The organism is Marivita sp., from assembly GCF_020055675.1.
Taxonomy (GTDB): Bacteria; Pseudomonadota; Alphaproteobacteria; order Rhodobacterales; family Rhodobacteraceae; genus Marivita.
On sequence record NZ_JAIPUS010000001.1, the window covers coordinates 1 to 16,704 of the forward strand.

14 protein-coding genes are annotated in these 16,704 nt (G+C 63.6%); 6 read left to right on the top strand and 8 right to left on the bottom strand.

Features of this window, described 5'->3' with window-relative positions; genetic code table 11:
* From LCF59_RS00005 to alaE, 4 genes are all read left to right on the top strand, one after another.
* The coding region (locus tag LCF59_RS00005; protein ID WP_292284390.1) for a MupA/Atu3671 family FMN-dependent luciferase-like monooxygenase at positions 1-2,601 on the top strand (2,601 nt) is incomplete at its 5' end.
* A 4-nt stretch (positions 2,602-2,605) separates the two neighbouring features.
* The gene (locus LCF59_RS00010) at positions 2,606-3,562 is read left to right on the top strand and encodes a hypothetical protein (protein ID WP_292284392.1); all 957 of its coding nucleotides are present in this window, start codon (positions 2,606-2,608) and stop codon (positions 3,560-3,562) included.
* Positions 3,563-3,728: 166 nt separating this feature from the next.
* The gene (locus LCF59_RS00015) at positions 3,729-5,063 is read left to right on the top strand and encodes a Wzz/FepE/Etk N-terminal domain-containing protein (protein ID WP_292284394.1); all 1,335 of its coding nucleotides are present in this window, start codon (positions 3,729-3,731) and stop codon (positions 5,061-5,063) included.
* A 59-nt stretch (positions 5,064-5,122) separates the two neighbouring features.
* A complete protein-coding gene (alaE, locus tag LCF59_RS00020) occupies positions 5,123-5,530 on the top strand; it encodes an L-alanine exporter AlaE (protein ID WP_292284396.1) in 408 nt (135 codons plus the stop codon).
* Positions 5,531-5,644: 114 nt separating this feature from the next.
* Here alaE and LCF59_RS00025 read toward each other — a convergent pair whose 3' ends face one another.
* The 5 genes from LCF59_RS00025 to LCF59_RS00045 all read right to left on the bottom strand — a co-directional run bounded on the left by LCF59_RS00025 (position 5,645) and on the right by LCF59_RS00045 (position 11,338).
* Positions 5,645-6,862, bottom strand: a complete 1,218-nt coding sequence (locus LCF59_RS00025; RefSeq protein WP_292284398.1) for a P-loop NTPase — start codon at positions 6,860-6,862, stop codon at positions 5,645-5,647.
* Between the two features lie 207 nt (positions 6,863-7,069).
* Complete coding sequence (locus tag LCF59_RS00030) at positions 7,070-8,038, bottom strand: glycosyltransferase family 2 protein (protein WP_292284400.1); 969 nt, start codon at positions 8,036-8,038, stop codon at positions 7,070-7,072.
* Positions 8,038-9,291, bottom strand: coding sequence for a glycosyltransferase family 4 protein (locus LCF59_RS00035; protein ID WP_292284403.1), 1,254 nt, complete (start codon positions 9,289-9,291; stop codon positions 8,038-8,040). Before LCF59_RS00035 ends, LCF59_RS00030 begins: the two co-directional genes overlap by 1 nt.
* On the bottom strand, positions 9,288-10,223 hold the full coding sequence (locus tag LCF59_RS00040) for an NAD(P)-dependent oxidoreductase (RefSeq protein ID WP_292284405.1): 936 nt from the start codon (positions 10,221-10,223) through the stop codon (positions 9,288-9,290). Before LCF59_RS00040 ends, LCF59_RS00035 begins: the two co-directional genes overlap by 4 nt.
* Positions 10,211-11,338 (bottom strand): Gfo/Idh/MocA family oxidoreductase, encoded by a 1,128-nt coding sequence (locus LCF59_RS00045; protein WP_292284407.1) that lies wholly within the window; start codon positions 11,336-11,338, stop codon positions 10,211-10,213. Before LCF59_RS00045 ends, LCF59_RS00040 begins: the two co-directional genes overlap by 13 nt.
* A 218-nt stretch (positions 11,339-11,556) precedes the next feature.
* On the opposite strand from LCF59_RS00045, the gene LCF59_RS00050 reads away from it, so the two are divergent.
* Complete coding sequence (locus LCF59_RS00050) at positions 11,557-12,345, top strand: WecB/TagA/CpsF family glycosyltransferase (protein WP_292284409.1); 789 nt, start codon at positions 11,557-11,559, stop codon at positions 12,343-12,345.
* A 13-nt stretch (positions 12,346-12,358) separates the two neighbouring features.
* Here LCF59_RS00050 and LCF59_RS00055 read toward each other — a convergent pair whose 3' ends face one another.
* The 3 genes from LCF59_RS00055 to LCF59_RS00065 form a co-directional block, all read right to left on the bottom strand.
* Positions 12,359-12,997: an ATP-binding cassette domain-containing protein gene (locus tag LCF59_RS00055; protein WP_292284411.1), complete on the bottom strand. Its 639-nt coding sequence runs from the start codon at positions 12,995-12,997 to the stop codon at positions 12,359-12,361.
* Positions 12,990-14,633: an ABC transporter permease gene (locus LCF59_RS00060; RefSeq protein ID WP_292284990.1), complete on the bottom strand. Its 1,644-nt coding sequence runs from the start codon at positions 14,631-14,633 to the stop codon at positions 12,990-12,992. The genes LCF59_RS00055 and LCF59_RS00060 overlap by 8 nt, the downstream gene beginning before the upstream one ends.
* A gap of 87 nt (positions 14,634-14,720) precedes the next feature.
* Complete coding sequence (locus LCF59_RS00065) at positions 14,721-15,929, bottom strand: ABC transporter substrate-binding protein (protein WP_292284992.1); 1,209 nt, start codon at positions 15,927-15,929, stop codon at positions 14,721-14,723.
* Between the two features lie 157 nt (positions 15,930-16,086).
* On the opposite strand from LCF59_RS00065, the gene LCF59_RS00070 reads away from it, so the two are divergent.
* Positions 16,087-16,692: a CDP-alcohol phosphatidyltransferase family protein gene (locus LCF59_RS00070; protein ID WP_292284995.1), complete on the top strand. Its 606-nt coding sequence runs from the start codon at positions 16,087-16,089 to the stop codon at positions 16,690-16,692.
* The last annotated feature ends 12 nt before the right edge of the window (positions 16,693-16,704 follow it).

Below are 16,704 nucleotides of genomic sequence, written 5' to 3' on the forward strand. Positions count from 1 at the left end.
ACCTCCGGTTCGACCGGCACGCCCAAGGGGGTGATGATCGAGCACCGCAACGTGCAGAACTTCTTCACCGGCATGGACGACCGGATTGCGCATGACGACCGCAAGGTCTGGCTCGCGGTCACGTCGCTCTCCTTCGACATCTCAGTGCTGGAGCTCTTCTGGACCCTCTCGCGGGGCTTCGAGGTGGTGCTTCTGGGTGACGAGAAGTTCGTCGCGGGCGGCGAGACCGGCGGCGACGGGCATGGCGCGGTGGAAGGCGGCATGGATTTCTCTCTCTATTACTGGGGAAACGACGACGGGGTCGGAACCGACAAGTACACCCTGCTCCTCGAAGGCGCAAAATTCGCCGACGAGAACGGCTTCCAGGCGGTCTGGACGCCCGAGCGGCATTTCCACGCCTTCGGCGGGCTCTACCCGAACCCGTCCGTCACCGGGGCCGCCGTGGCAGCTATCACCAAGCATATCGGGGTGCGCGCGGGCTCCTGCGTCGCACCGCTGCATCATCCGGCCCGCATCGCCGAGGAATGGGCAGTGATCGACAACCTGACCAACGGGCGCGCCGGCCTCGCGATCGCCAGCGGCTGGCAGCCGGATGATTTCGTCCTGCGCCCGGAAAACACACCGCCCGAAAACAAGACCGCGATGTTCGAGTCGATCGCGCAAGTGCGCAAACTCTGGCGCGGTGAAGCGGTGGCCTTTCCGCGCAAGGACGGCCAGATGCACGAGGTTGTCACACAGCCGCGCCCTGTCTCCAGGGAACTGCCGATCTGGGTCACGACCGCCGGCAATCCTGACACGTGGCGAGAGGCCGGGGCCAAGGGGGCCAATGTCCTCACCCATCTCCTGGGTCAATCCGTGGAGGAGGTTGCGGAAAAGATCGCGCTGTACCGTCAGGCCCTGCGCGATGCCGGACACGATCCGGAAGACTTCACCGTTACGCTGATGCTGCACACCTGCCTTGCCGAAACGCGCGACGCGGCACGCGAGATTGCACGCGAACCGATGAAGGACTACCTGCGCTCCGCCGCCGGTCTCATCAAGCAATACGCCTGGGCCTTCCCGGCTTTCAAACGGCCGGACGGTGTGAAAAACGCGTTCGAGTTGGACCTTGGCGACCTGAGCGAGGAAGACCTCGAAGGCATTCTCGATTTCGCGTTCGAGCGGTATTTCAACGACAGCGGCCTGTTTGGCACGATCGAGGACGCGCTGGCCCGTGTCGATCAGCTCAAGGCCATCGGCGTGTCCGAAATCGCCTGCCTGATCGACTATGGCATCGCGACGGATCAGGTCCTGGAGGGATTGAAACCGCTGGCCGAGGTGGTGTACCGATCGGCCCCCGAGACCGACCACGAGGAAACCGACTTTTCCATGGCAGCCATGCTGGCACGACACGGCGTGACCCACATGCAGTGTACGCCCTCGATGGCACAGATGATTGTCATGGACGATGACGCCCGGGCGCAGCTGCGCGGGCTCAAGCATGTTTTTCTTGGAGGAGAGGCGCTCCCCGGTGCATTGGTCGCGCAGCTCAACCGGGCAACGGATGCCACGATCACCAACATGTACGGACCGACAGAAACCACGATCTGGTCCGCAACCGAACCCGGCTCGGCGCATGAGGCGACAGTCAATATCGGCCGCCCTATCGCCAACACGCAGCTTTACGTGTTGGATGACGCGCTCGCTCCGATGGGCATCGGCGAAACCGGAGAACTCTGGATCGGCGGCGATGGCGTGACACGTGGCTACTGGCAGCGCGACGCGATGACAGCAGACAGGTTCCGCGCCAACCCGTTCGGGCAGGGCCGCGTTTACCGCACCGGCGATCTGGTCCGCCGTCGCGCCGATGGCCGGATCGATTTCCTGGGCCGCACCGATACACAGGTCAAGCTGCGCGGCTTCCGCATCGAGCTTGGCGAAATCGAAAGCGCCCTCCAGGAGACAGGCGGCATCACCAATGCGGTTGTCATGCCCCACGAGAAGACACCCGGTGACGTGCGGCTCGTGGCTTATTTCACGGCAAGCACGGCAATCGACACGAAAGCCCTGCGCGCCGATCTCGCCGCGCGCCTGCCGGATTACATGATCCCGGCCCATTTCGTGGCGCTCGACGCCTTTCCCGTCACTCCGAACCAGAAGATTGACCGAAACGCGCTGCCCGCCTTCTCAGCGGCCCCGGAGGCGCCCAAAAAACCGCAGGTTGCCGCGCCGCAACAGGGGGCCGGGCAGGCCGACGAGCCGCTGCGCCGCCGGGTCGCAGAAATCTGGACCGAGGTTCTGGGCGTTCAGTCGATTGCGCCAGACGACAATTTCTTCGACCTCGGAGGGCATTCGCTGCTTGCGGTGCAGACCCATCGCGCGCTCCGGGACAGGTTGGACTTGGCCAAACTCTCGATCACCGACATCTTCCAGTATCCGACCCTGGCAGGTCTGGCCGACCGCGTGGCCAAACTGGGTGGCGCCGCTCAAGGCACAGCATCAGCTTCAACGGATCCGGCAACCGTGACACCCATGACCAAACCGGCCGGCCGGGACCGTGCGCAAGCCCGCGCCGATGCGATGGCCCGCCGTCGCGCCATGCGCGCCAGGCGACAGGCGTAATGCGATGAAACCAACGATCATCCTGGTGGCAGCGCTTGCCGTGATCATCTGCGGCATCGCCGTCTGGACCTATCTCAAACCGCCAGAAGCCCTGTCGCCTGATGCACTCGCCGCGCGGTACGACACGCCACTTTCGCCCCCCAATGACCCGCTGACGGTGTATCATCTCGGCCATTCGCTTGTCGGTCGCGACATGCCCGCAATGCTGGCGCAAATGGCAGGGCACCTGCATGCGTCGCAGCTTGGATGGGGCACGCCGCTCAAGGCGCATTGGGAACCGAATACGCCGATCAATGGCTTTGATGCAGAAAACGCCCATGATCACTTCCGCGATGCCAAAAAGGCGCTGGCCAGCGGCGATTACGACGCCTTCATCCTGACCGAGATGGTAGAGATCGAGGCGGCGATCGACCATTTCGCATCCCCCCGATATGTCGCAAGGTGGGCCAGGGCGGCGCGCGACGGGAACCCGGGAATCCGCGTCTACCTTTACGAATCCTGGCACGAATTGACCGATCCCCAAGGCTGGCTCACCCGGCTCGATGCGGATCCCGCCCGATACTGGGAAGGCGTGCTTCTGGCGCGGGCGATGTCAACCGAGCCTGACGCACCGCCGATCTACGTGATCCCGGCCGGTCGCGTGATGGCGGAATTCACCCGCCGGATCGAAGCGGGCGATGGCGTGGATGGCGTGACTTCGCGCGAGGACCTCTTTGCCCGCAAGGAAGACGGATCGCTGGATCCCATTCACCTCAATGATCTGGGCGCCTATCTCGTGGCTCTGACCCATTACGCGGTTCTGTACCATGACTCGCCTGTCGGCCTTCCCGCGCAGCTGAACCGCGCCGATGGCACGCCAGCCAAGGCGCCGGGCCCGCAGTTGGCCGAACTGATGCAACAGACGGTCTGGGATGTCGTTTCGCGCGTGCCGGTCACCGGCATCTCGCAGGGCGCGAAATAACACCGCGTCTCGACGGCTCGCGGGAAACGCGTTGTTTCCAGACACGCGGGTCTTTGCGGTCGCAGTTGCGCCGTATTTTAGTTAGATTATGTCTTGTCCGAGGCGTGCGGTCACAATTCGACCGCAAGCTGGGCAAGGCGGGGGCCTTGGTTTTGGAGCCGAACACGTGGTGTACTTTCAATCGTTGGACGAGGTTTTCGCTGCGATCAAGCGGCGTCTGTGGCTGATCATCCTGATCACCTTGATCGGATGCGTCCTGTCGGTCCTGATCGCCCTGTCGCAAATCCCGGTGTACAAGGCGACCGCGGTCGTTCAGATCGAGGACGCGCAAGTCAGCAGCACCAACTCGTCACCCGGCACCCCGACCGAAGCCCGCGGTGGCCTTGATGCGCGCCGCACCGTGCGTCTGATCGAACAACGGGTCATGTCGCGTGGCTCTCTGGTCGACATCATGGACACCTATGGTCTTTTCAACGAAGACCCCAGCATGACAGTGACACAGCGTCTGGCCCGGATGCGCGAAGCCGCTTCGATCAATCCGATTCTCACCGGTGAGACATGGCAGACGAACAGGGCCGTCTCGGGCGTGGTGATCGAGGTCGACCTTGACGATCCCGAGACCGCCGCCGATGTGGCCAACGAAATCATGGCCCGCGTGCTCGACGAGGCTCGCGCGCGCAGCGTGGGCCGCGCCCAGGTCGAGCTTGAGTTCTTCAATGCCGAAGAGGCGCGCATTCGCGAAGAGATCGTTGCGGCTGAAGAGGCGATCGGCGTGTTCAAATCAGACAATGCCGAGGTGCTGCCCGGCAATGTCAGTGTGCTGCAAGGCGAACTGACAACACTGAACGGATCGCTTCTGACCCTGCGCCAGCAAATCCTGAGCCTGCAATCCAACACCTCGCGTGTCCGCCCCGAGACGCTGGCGCGGCAGGTGGACGGGCTGGAAGACCAGATCGCCCTGATCGAAGAGCGGATTGCCGAAATCAACGACCTGCTTACACGCGCACCAACGGTCGAGCGCGATCTGGCGGCGCTGGAGCGCGAACTTTCGCAGCTCAACGAACAATTTACCGTCATCTCGCGCCGGCAGGCCGATGCGCAAATGAGCCAGAGCCTCGAGCAGCAGCGCCAGCTCACCCGGTTCGAGGTTCTCGAACCCGCGATCCCGCCCAGCTACGCGATCTCGCGCAGCAAGCGGTCAATCGCGATGCTGGGCGGGATTGCAAGCGGCCTGTTCGCCTTGGGCGTGGCCTTTGTCCTGGAAATCCTCAACCCGCCATTGCGCACCAGCGGCCAGATGGAACGCGCCCTCGGTGTTCGCCCGGTTATTTCTGTTCCGATGCTCGGCACCGGGACGCAGAAATCAAAACCGGACAAGAAAAAGCGATCGAAGTTTGGTCTGGGCGTCCTTGTGGCGATGCTTGTGGGCCTGATTGCCTTGATCGCGAAACCGCTCGCCGGGTTGATCGGCTTCAATCTCAACCCGCGCACCGCCCCTTAGGGTCCAGACACTGGGGCAAAATGCTCGACAGGGCGTGAGGAACCGAATAACCCACGCGCATGAAAGGCTATTTTGTCGACACCCTCGGGGCGGTCGTGTTTTTCACGACCGTTGCTGGCTTCAGTGAACTGATAATCGCCGGGATGCACCCCGCTCAGGTCCTGATCGCGCGGCTCATCATGATACCGGTGATGATGCTGACCGGGCGACCTTATGGCATATGGCGAGACTTCGTCTTCAACATGCTGAGGCCGCAACGGCGACTTGCGGGTGTCATCTGTGATATCCTTGCATTCCTGACATTTCAGGTACCGGTCTACGTGACGACACTCGCAATTGCCGGTGCAACACTTGCCGAGATCGTTTCCGCCGTCGGGGCTGCTATCGTCTTCATGATCGTGCTGAGCCGTCCATACGGGCTGTTCCTCGATGCGCTGAGACAATGGGCGGGCACGTCCGTCCGGTGATACCTCGCAGCGGGTATCCCCACTCCAAGCCCGGCGATCGGGTTTCTGCACCACGAGACGCAAAGGGCTGCCACATGACGGCACATGATCGCCACACAAATCAAGGCCTGGACCCTAATAGGCGTATTCGCTGGACTCGTTCTGTTCAGCCTTGTTGAGCACAACGCCCAGAAGCGGTGTCGTTTCGCCCAGCCGGCGTTCCGTTTCCTTGATGTCATTCGCCTTGGTCAACCCGCCGGCGGCGACGATCAAAAGCGCATCAATATGCGGACGCATCGCGATCACATCGTCATTGAGCAACGCAGGCGGCAGATCGAACAGCATCACGTCGGGGTCAAGCTGTGTCTCGATATCGCGCAGCGCCCGGCTGGTCGACGGGTCCTGTAGCAATTCCGCCGCATATGGCTCCGTGATCCCGTTGAACCCCAACGCCACATGGCTTCCTGCCGAAATCGAATTGGGCGCAAAACCCTGCAAATGCCGCTCGACCGCGATTTGGCCGCGCAGCATGTCACCGATAGAGCCGGTATCGCGAACTCCGAAAATCTTGTGAAGGCTTGGGCTGCGCATATCCAGATCGAGCAGAACCGTGCGGCAATTCTCCTGTCGAGACAGGCTCACCGCGAGGTTTGCTGCGGTAAAGGTCTTGCCGCAGTTCTTTGTGGGCGAGGTGATCGCGACCCGCTTCCACCCGTTCTCCACCAAAGCCTGAAGCATCCGCGTGCGCAGAATGTCGAACCGCGTATGCGCCGGGTCCTCGCGCAGCGCGGTGACGATGTTCGACTTGGTGAGGCGCTTTACATCAATCTCGAACCGGTCCAGCCCGCGCCATGCCTCTTCGGGGTCATGTACGGGCTCCGGCCGGGTCTGCGCCACCGACGGGCTGGCCAGTACCAGCGGTGTCTTCGACGCGGCGGGCGCCTTGGAAATCCGCGGCTTTTGCGCCTCCAATTCGGTTGCGCGTTGACGCTCGGCCTCTTGGACCTGTTCCTCCTCAAGCTGTCCCAATCGGCGCAGCTCCGCCTCAAACTCCTCCGCACGGGCCTGTTCGGCCTTCCTGCCCGCATCGCGCTGACGCGACGCCTCCGCTTTTGCAAGTCGCTGCCGTTCGGCTTTCTGCTTGGCCGCGCGCTGCTGTTCCGCGGTGACATCCGTCTCGTGCCGGGCGCGCCTCGCATCTTCGGCGTCACGCTCGGCCTTGCGCTGTAACAACGCGTCTTTCTGGGCCAAGAGCGCTTCGGTGTCGGGATCAGGGCGCGCAATGTTCGGCGCGTCCACAGAGTTTCCCTGCCCACGCCGTTTCCGGCGTTGGAATTTCGGCTGGTCAGTCATGTTTCAGCCTCGTTACGCGGCATGGTCGCCTTTCGATCCATCTACTGGACATAATCACTCCCTGCCTGGGTGACAGGTCATTCTGTCAAGAATACGTCGGTTTTGAGGGCATTGTTGATCGGACATCCTGTTTCAGGACCCGAACGGGGTGGCCCGGCCCCGATCAGACCAACCCGTGTCTTGAAGGACGTCATTCGCCTCGATCTTTTACTTGTATTCAATGAGTCGCATCTGTCTGTGGCTCAGTCGCCGGAGGTGATAGCGGATCATGCCGAGGCAATTGGGAAACTTCGACACTGTCAGCAAGACCGAATGGGCCCGTGCCTCGTGACCCGGCAAGCCAGAGCGCTGCAAGCCGAACACCGTCTTGAGATAGGACAGCCCGTAAACCGCCAGGACAAGCAATGGCACAATCGGTGACACAAAAACCCCGAGCACTGCAATCATTGGCAAGATCAGCCCGTAAACCCATCCACGCAGCCGCTCCCGCACGAAATACTCCGGGTGCATACCGCCCACATGCGCAAACCCGTGCCCGGCGCGGACACCCCGCATCCACCATTGGCCGAACCGAAGCCGCCCGCCATCATGCAACGCCATGTCCGCCCCGATCCGCTCGAGCCGCCAGCCCGCCTTGCGCAGACGAGAGCAGAATTCATCATCCTCGGAAGAGATCACAGACGGATCGAACCCGCCAACGTTTTGGAAGGCCGACACGCGCACGACCATGTTGCCGCCACAGCTCTCGATCTCGCCCTCCGGACGCTTCCATTCGAAATCCAACATCTGGTTGAACACCGTTTGATCGCGATCCAGTTCGGCCTGACGACCGGTGACAAAGCCAAGATCCGGCGCCGCCCGCAGCCTGGCCTCGGCAGCATCGAGCCAGCCCGCCACCATCCGGCAATCGCCATCCAGGAATTGCACGAAGTCGGGCGGATCGTCATGCGCCATCAGCATAGTCAACCCCACATTGCGCGCCCGCGCAGCGCTGAAGGAAACCGACATGTCGAGGTGCATCACTTCCGCCCCGGCCTTTTGCGCGTTGGCCACGCTGTCATCCGTCGAGCCGCTGTCAACATAAACGACCCTGCGCGCCTGCGGGACAACGGTGGCCAGCGATTGAACCAACCGCTCTCCTTCGTTGCGTCCGATCAAAACAACATCAACACTCATCACTTGTCCTCCGGGTGCGGGCGCAGACCAAGGGTGGGTCCACCTGACGCGTAAGAGCAGACAAGGTCGGAAAGCCAGCGCGCTTCCCGTGCCGCGTCATACTCGGCCATGACCTTGGCCCGCCCGGCCGCGCCATAGCGCTTGCGCTGTTCGGGATCGGCGAGGAGCGCGTCCATCGCCCCGGCAAAGGCAACGCCGTCGCCGGGTGCCACCACGCGCCCGCTGACCCCGTCTTCAACCAATTCGGGAATGCCCGCGATCCGTGTTGTCAACACGGGCACCTGCGCGGCCATCGCTTCCATCAAGACCACCGGCACGCCCTCCGCAAAGCTGGGCAGGGCAAACACGTCCGTCTGTGCCAATTCCTCGGCCACTTCGGCCTGTGACCGGTAGCCAAGGAACACCACACGGTCCTGCAAGCCGCGCGCCTTGACCTCTGCCTCAAGTGCGGCGCGCTCCGGCCCGTCCCCGACCAGCCGCGCGGTCAGGTCAGGATAGCTGTCCACCAACCGCGCAACTGCATCGATCAGGATCGGCACGCCCTTGACCCCGGCAAGCCGGCCAACGAACAGCACCTGGGCTCCGGATCGGTCCGGCACGCGGGAATAACGCGACGGATCCACACCGCAATGCACGATATGCAGTTTGTTCCAGGTCTCCGGTCCGGCAAAACACATCAGCTGCGACCGGCAGAAATGGCTGATGCACGCCACGAACGACGCGCGCGCGGCCTTTTCATCAATGCGCCAGTGATGCGGTTCAAAGAATATATCGGGTCCGTGGATGGTAAAGCTCCAGCGGATTCCCGACATCGCACCAACCAGCATCGCAACGGTACAAGACGCCTTGGCAATATGATTGTGCAAATGGGTCACACCGTCATCGGTCAACCTGGCGGCCAGAACGCCCGCTTCGACAAAGTAGATCAGGTTGTAGAGCCGCCCCTTGATCCCCTTGGGTGCGGTGCGCCATGCAAGTCCCAGCGCCGAGACATAGCGCCCCGGCGACTGCATCCAGCGCCAATGCGCCTTGATTGTGGTGACCGGATCACGCACCGCTTTCAGAACTCCGAAGGTGCGCGCATGCTCCGCGCGCTGTTCCGGCCCGACCAGATGTTCGGCCCCGGTTGTGCGGATCGAACAGGTCAGAACCTCATGGCCCAGCGCACGCAAATTGGCCACTTCACGTTGGATGAACGTATCGCTGGCGCGGGGATATTCGCCGGTCAGATAGGCGATTTTTGGCAATGTCATTGCACGGCTCCCCACGGTGTTTTTTCCTCGGGCAGGGCGTTGGCCCAGTCGGGCCGCGTGAAATCGTATCGCATGGGCAACATCCGCTGGCGCAACACCTCCTCGCGCAGCAGCCCTGGCAGCTTGTTGCGCTGTTTCTGCAAGCGTTTGGCCAGGCTGGACACCGCGCGCCAAGGGACAGGCACCACCATCTTGGGCCAGCCGCCCCGGCGCAACGCGTCGATCACCTTGGCCCGTGTCGGCACAATGCGATCGATCACGGTGAATGCGCCATCCACCTGCCGCACTGTCGCCTGCACCAATGCCGCGGCACAATGATTCACATGGCACATCGGCAACGGATCATCGCCGCCACTCCTGAACAGCACCGGCCCAACACCCATTCCGAGATGCGCGTTCCAAAGGTGATCCGCGTCATGCACGATACCGGGGCGCAGGATCGCAAGCGTGTCCAGATCCGCCGCCTTTGCCAGGTTTTCCTGCGCCACCTTGGCGCCGGAATAGGCGTCCCGCGGCGCCTCGGGGGTCACCAGCGGGCAATCATCCGTCAGCGTCCCGCCGATCGGCACATGGCTGGTGTCGAACACCGCGATGGAACTGGCCAATGTCAGCCGCCGCGTCCCGGCCTCTGCCATCGCCCGCGTCAGCCGCGCGGTGCCACCGATGGTCAGCCGCGCATGCTCCTGCGCATCGCCGGACATGGCGGCGGCAAGGTGGATCACGGCATCGACGCGATCCAACGCGTCAACCAGCGCCGGAACCGCCGCATCGTCGCCCAGATCAATCGCCACAGATGCCACACCGGTGCCCAGCGCGACAGCAGAGCGTTGAACGGCCACCACCTCGAGCCCAGCCTTGACGGCAGCGGCAACGGTGGCGCGCCCGATAAAGCCGGACGCCCCGGTGATCGCGACCCGTGTCACATCGCCCATGGCATCGGCTCCATTCGGTCGCACGTCGTGGTCATGGCCTGTGCGCCCGCATGTTCCCCGGCGTTCTGGATCGCCAGCGCGACTTCGGTCATGTGCAGCGCAAAATCATTGGACAGGCGCGACGGCCGCCCTTCGTGGAGCGCGTCGAGCATCTCTGCCGGGCCAAGCATGAAATTCATCGCCGCCGCGCCCCAGCGGTTCACCTTGGGATGCGTCGGCCGTGACAGCTTCAGCCTTCTGGGAAAGGGCGATTCCATCAACCGGCGCCGCACCGTCATGCGCTTGGCAAATGTCACCTTGGCCGAATTGTCCCATGCCGCCTTGCACGACAACACGCCATGGTCGCCGATCACTCTGATCCGATGATCATGCGGTGCCACGATGGAGCAGGTCAGCCGCGTCACCGGCCCGTTGTCGAAGAACAGCGTCGCCACCGACAGGTCCGGAGCATGAGGACCGCGACCCTCCTTGTCCGGGATCGTCTCGGCCGAGGCCGCCACGACCGTGCGGACCGATCCAAACCACGAGATCAGCCAGCCAAGGTAATACCCTGCATGTTCAAGCGTGCAGCCCACCTTGAACTCGTCCTCGAACGGCCATGGCGCGCCCGAATCGGAAATCCATTTCTTGTAGGCAGCCTGCGGCACGAAACCGTCATCCAGCTCGGCATAGATGGCGCGCGGCGTGCCACACGTCCCGCGGCGCAGCGCATGACCCAATGTCTGAGCCGCCTCGCCCAGCACGCTGCACGGGGCAGACGCCAGCATCACCCCCGCCGCGTCGGCGCTCGCATGCAGGGTCTTGGCGTCTTCCAGCCGCAGTGCCAGCGGTTTTTCCGAATAGGTGTGACACCCAGCGGCGAGACAGGCCGAATTCACCTCGAAATGCGCAGAGGGGTTGGTCAGGTTGAGCACCACCCCATCCCGCGGATGCTGGTCGAGCAACGCCGCGCGCGACTCCGCCGCCGGCACGTTCCAGTGCGCGCAGAATTGCGCCAGACGCGTCGCGTCGTGGTCGTACACGCCGGCAACGGTAATCCCGTCCATGGCCTGCAAGGACGTCATGTAAAGGTCGGCCACGAACCCGCAGCCAATGATCGACACGACACCGCTCACACTGAACCTCCAACTGGAAAACGGGCGGATACCATGGCTTGTGGAAGTCGAACGCGCTTGTCTGTCACACTCTGCTCTCTGGTCTTTTTATCGCCTTGGGCGTGCTTACACCAACCAATCATGGTCAGAATTCGACAAAAGCTCATTTTATTGATGAAGACTCAGGAATTCCTTTGGTTTGTCTTGATTTTGCACCGATCACCCGACGATGTGACGCCATGGCAAAAGATGACAAATCCATTCGAGCCGAACCCATGCGCTTCTGGGGCGCCGGCTATGACGTGCCGGTGACTGTTCCCAACTGGCCAGCCCTGCTTGATGAGCTGACGTCCCGGTTCACGGCAGATCAGGGCTTCTCCCTTGCCACGATCAATCTCGACCACCTTGTCAAACTGCGCTCTGATCCCCGCTTCCGCGAGGCATATGGCGCTCAGGACATGGTTGTCGCGGATGGCAACCCCATCGTCTGGCTGTCGAGGCTGGCCGGTCACGATGTCGATCTGATCCCCGGCTCGGACGCGATCCTGCCAATCACACGGCTGGCTGCGGATCATCGCCGGACCATCGCCCTCGTCGGCAGCACGGAGGAGGCGCTGACCGGCGCAAGAACCTATCTGGAACGCGAAGTCCCCGGCGCGCGCGTCGTGGCGACGATTGCCCCGTGCATGGGCTTTGATCCGACAGGAGCGTCGGCAGATGATGTGCTGGCCAGACTGGAGGGCGCAGGCGCCGATCTTGCCTATCTCGCGCTTGGCGCTCCGAAACAGGAACTCTTCGCGGCCTACGGACGGCGCAAACTGCCCTCGGTCGGGTTCGTGTCAATCGGCGCCGGTTTGGACTTTTTCGCCGGAACGCAGGTCCGCGCGCCCCGATGGGTGCGCGCCATCGCGATGGAATGGGTCTGGCGTGTCCTGCAGCACCCGCGCCGCATGGTCCCACGCTATGCAAAGTGCGGCCTGATCCTGCCCGCCGAAGCGGCGCATGCGCTCGCACTCCGCATCGGCTAGTGTCCAGGCGCCGCTAGTCCAACAGATGAACACGGCCCCCGGCCGCCTCGGCATCGGCGTGGTCATGGGTCACAAGCAGGACGGGCAACCCCTTTGCCCGCGCCTGGGCAAATACCAGGTCGCGGATCTTGTCGCGCCGCTCCGTATCCAGCCGTGAAAACGGCTCGTCCAGAAGCAGTGCTTTCGGTCCCGACAGCAGCATCCGCATCAGCGCAACACGCGCCTTTTGACCGCCCGAAAGCGTATCGGGATCCCGGTCGCCGTACCCGCCCAGCCCGATATCTTCCAGGGCCGCCGCAGTCCGGCGCGCCCGTTCCGCACGGCCACGGACCGTCGCACGCAGCCCGAAGGCAAGGTTGTCACCCACCGACAAATGGGGAAACAGCAATTCATCCTGGAACAGGATGCCCACGTGCCGCGCTTCGGGGGCCAGATCTGTGATGTCCTGACCGTTCAACCGCACCCGCCCCTGCGCGGCGAACCCCGACGCCAACGTGCCGATGACATATGACAATAGCGTTGATTTCCCGGACCCGCTGGGCCCCATCACGGTCAACACCTCCCCAGGTGCGACATGGTCCGAGATATCGACCAGCCTGCGCCCGTCGCGGCGGATCACCACGCCATCCAGTGTCAGTCCGGTCTCAGCCATGCCGCAACCCCCTGCGATTGCGCCAAACCACGGCGGGCACCAGCAGCGCCAGGGCAAACGGAAGCAGCGCCAGCGCGGTCTGGCTCAGCGCGTAGACAGCGATCACGCGACGGTCGCCGCCAGAGGCCAGCGCGACCGCCTCGGTGGTCAGCGTCTGCACCCGGCCCGCCCCGGCGAGAAGCGTCGGCAGGAACTGCCCGATCGACACTGCAAATCCCACCGCCGCCGCTGTCAGGATGGGCCGCAGCAGCATTGGCAGGCGCACGCGCCACAGAACTCCGTCGCATCCGGCCCCGAGGGCCCGCGCCACATGGCCATATCGGGCATCCCAGGCGCGGAACGGGTCGGCCAGCGACAGGAACACGTAAGGCAGGACGAAAATGATATGCACCGCAATGACGGCCATGCGGTTGCCATCCAGACCGGCGAAAATTGCCAGCGTCTGCAACCCGGTCAGGAATGCGATCTGCGGCACGATCAGCGGCACATAAAGCAGCCAGAGCGCCCGCGCGCCGGGCCGCAGGCCGTGCCGCTCCTCTGCCTCAAGGCACGCCAATGTCAGGAACAGCGCCACCAATGTCGCGCTTGCCGCGATCACCAGTGTCTCGGTCGCGACAGGCCATAGGCTCATTGCGTGGCGCATCCATGTCCTGGTGCTGAACCCGTCGGGCAAAAGAGCGGGAAAGCTCCAGAACCCGGCGAAGGACCAGACGACCAGGCCCAGAAGGCCGAACAGGATCGCACCGCCACTCAGCAGCGCCGCAACCAGCGACAGCGCGCGCACCGTTCGTGTCGCGCCGCCCCGCGCACCCGAGGCAACCCAGCGGCGCCCCAGACCTGCGACACCGACCTCGCACATCCGCCACAGAAGCAAGGCGGCGATCACGAGCCCCAATTGCCAGACCGCCGCGGCCGAGGCAAGAAACCGAAGCTTCAGGTCCGGGTCGTTCATCCAACGTAGGATCTGGACCGCCAGCGTCGGTGGCTTTGTCGGCCCGAGGATCAGCGACACGTCCACCACGGTCATGGAAAAGGCCAACACGGCGTAAACCGGCAGGCGGATTTGCGCATAGACGCGCGGAAACACGGTCTTGAACCATGCCGTGACCGGCGCATAACCAAGGGCCATTGCCGTATCCCGCGCTTGTGCCGTCCGGATTTGCGACATCGCGGCCAGCGTCATGAGCAACAGGAACGGGACTTCCTTGACGATCAGCCCAGCGGTGAGAGACAGGCCCAGCGGGTCCTGCAGGATCAGCACATCCGGCGGTCGATGCCAGCCGGTCAACCAGGGCGAGGCCGCCCGCGCGATCCACCCCGACGGTGCGATCAGGAACGCCAGCCCGAACGCCGCCGCCGCGTGCGGCACCGACAAGAGCGGTGACAGCAGCCGCTCGATCATCCGGAAAACGACCGATCCGCTCCAGGCCGCGCAGATCACAGCCACCAGCAAGAGCGAAAGCGCCGTCGCCGCGAGACCCGTTGTCACGCTCAGGACAGAGGCCGGGACAAGTCCGGGCCAGTCGAACAGCATGGCAAAGGCATCCAGTCCGATCTCGGTCCCCCCGAGCGCGGGCATGTACCCGAAGGCGGGGCCAAGCGTGCCCAGCACCCCGGCCGCCACCGGACCGAGCATGATGCCGAGCGTCAGCACCGGGGCCCAAGGCAGCACCCGGGCCCGGACCGATTGTGTCTCGCAGGTTGCCGCCACGCGCGCGCCCTTCTATCGCGCGACGCCGAACCGGTCCATCCAGTCCTCTTCAAGCCGCACCATCCAGCTTGGATGCGGCTCGGGAAGGGTTGATCCCAGCTCGTCGGGCGGCAATGTCGCGACACCAAGCTCCAGCGCCTCGAACCGGGCACGTTCGGCCGTGGTCAGGGTGTCGAGGTCCAGAACCGTGCCCAGCCCCCAGACCTCCGGGTCCTGCATCCTGGCCTGGGCCTCTGGCGACATGATATAATTCGCAACGACCATCGCGCCGGCCTTGGCATTGGCGTTGTACGGAATGGCGACAAAGCTGGCATTGCCGATCGACCCGGCATCCATCACGTAGGATCGCACGCTGTCCTGCAACTGGAAATTCGCGATCGCGTTGCTGGCCTCGTTCGGGTTGAAGCTGATCGCAAGGTCAATCTCGCCATCCGCCATCAACTGGATCTGCCGCGCCTCGTTCTGCGGATAGGCACGCCCCTGTCGCCAAAGGTTGGGCGCCAAGGCCTCCAGGAACGCCCAGAAGTCGGCGGTCACGGCGGCATAATCGGCCGCCTCGACAGGGCCCTGCAAAATCTCCGCGTCCGGCACGAACTCTGTCAGAGCCTGCTTGAGAAAGGTCGAGCCGAGGAAATTCGGCGGCTGCGGATAGGTGAACCGCCCCGGATGGGCCGCGGCATACTCCGCCAGCGCCGACATCGTCTTCGGCGGCTGCTCCAGGCGAGCGCTGTCATAATAGAACACCACCTGCGCCATGCCCCACGGCGCCTCGAGTCCGTCTGTCGGCACGGTGAAATCCGACACCACGGCCGGTTTGCCCGCGACATCCACATTGGCCCAGCTCGGCATCTGCTCAACCCACGGACCGAACAGCAAATCCTGCTGCTTCATGGCGGCGAAATTCTCGCCGTTGATCCAGACAAGATCCACCGCGCCGCCCGTATCCTTGCCCGCGGACCGCTCTGCCAGAACCCGGCTGACAGCCTCCGCAGTGTCCGACAGCTTCACATGCTCCAGCGTCACCCCGTACTCATCGGCCACCCGGTCGCCGATCCACGCGATAAACCCGTTGATCGTGTCCGACCCGCCCCAGGCGTTCCAATAGACCGTCTGACCCCGTGCGTCGTCAGTCACCGCACCCCAATCCGATGGATCCGGCTCGGCCCTGACGGCAACCGTGGAAAAGGCAGCCAGTGCGGCCGCGACAATGAATCTGCGCATGGTCATAATATCTCTGTCCTTCGGGCAACAGTTCTGTCCGCGCTGTAAACCAGCGGGGCCGGGTTGCGGTCAAATGACAAACCGGTGTGCAAGATTTCAATGGCCCGCTTGGCCAGGCGGCGATATGGCGTGGCTGACCGTTTCGAAAGGCCAGACCATGCTCGACGCCGCGCTCGTGCCGCTTGTCAAACGCAGCCTAGACCGCCCGGCCCATGCGCTGGCGGCACGTGGTGTCAGCGCCGACCAGGTTACCCTGGCGGGCTTTGCCATCGGTCTCATGGCGGTGCTGGCGATCTGGGCGGGCCTCTTCTGGCTGGCGCTGCTGGGACTGGCCCTCAACCGTCTGGCAGACGGTCTCGATGGTGCGGTGGCGCGGCTCACCCAGCCCACCGATCGCGGCGCGTTCCTCGATATCGCGCTCGATTTCATGGTCTATGGCCTGTTTCCACTTGGCTTCGCGCTGCATGACCCGGCCGTCAACGCCTTGCCCGCCGCGGTGCTGATCTGCAGCTTCATCGGCACCGGATCAAGCTTTCTCGCCTTCTCGATCATCGCCGAAAAACGCGGGCTGACCTCGCAAGACTACCCGACCAAGGGTATCTATTATCTTGGTGGCCTGACCGAAGGCACCGAAACCATCGCGCTGTTCGTTGCCATGTGCCTGTTGCCGGCAGCCTTTCCCTGGCTGGCCTATACCTTCGCAGCGCTTTGCACGATCACCACGCTGAGCCGGTGGCTGGCCGGGTGGCGGATGTTCGGCTAGGGCCTCGACCGC

What these genes read in the sequence shown, in the direction of transcription:
- LCF59_RS00070 (WP_292284995.1), top strand. Translation starts at nt 16,087, where the DNA reads ATGCTCGACGCCGCGCTCGTGCCGCTTGTCAAACGCAGCCTAGACCGC.
- LCF59_RS00060 (WP_292284990.1), bottom strand. Translation starts at nt 14,633, where the DNA reads ATGCTCGGTCCGGTGGCGGCCGGGGTGCTGGGCACGCTTGGCCCCGCC.
- LCF59_RS00065 (WP_292284992.1), bottom strand. Translation starts at nt 15,929, where the DNA reads ATGCGCAGATTCATTGTCGCGGCCGCACTGGCTGCCTTTTCCACGGTT.
- LCF59_RS00050 (WP_292284409.1), top strand. Translation starts at nt 11,557, where the DNA reads ATGGCAAAAGATGACAAATCCATTCGAGCCGAACCCATGCGCTTCTGG.
- LCF59_RS00040 (WP_292284405.1), bottom strand. Translation starts at nt 10,223, where the DNA reads ATGGGCGATGTGACACGGGTCGCGATCACCGGGGCGTCCGGCTTTATC.
- LCF59_RS00010 (WP_292284392.1), top strand. Translation starts at nt 2,606, where the DNA reads ATGAAACCAACGATCATCCTGGTGGCAGCGCTTGCCGTGATCATCTGC.
- LCF59_RS00035 (WP_292284403.1), bottom strand. Translation starts at nt 9,291, where the DNA reads ATGACATTGCCAAAAATCGCCTATCTGACCGGCGAATATCCCCGCGCC.
- alaE (WP_292284396.1), top strand. Translation starts at nt 5,123, where the DNA reads ATGAAAGGCTATTTTGTCGACACCCTCGGGGCGGTCGTGTTTTTCACG.
- LCF59_RS00025 (WP_292284398.1), bottom strand. Translation starts at nt 6,862, where the DNA reads ATGACTGACCAGCCGAAATTCCAACGCCGGAAACGGCGTGGGCAGGGA.
- LCF59_RS00030 (WP_292284400.1), bottom strand. Translation starts at nt 8,038, where the DNA reads ATGAGTGTTGATGTTGTTTTGATCGGACGCAACGAAGGAGAGCGGTTG.
- LCF59_RS00055 (WP_292284411.1), bottom strand. Translation starts at nt 12,997, where the DNA reads ATGGCTGAGACCGGACTGACACTGGATGGCGTGGTGATCCGCCGCGAC.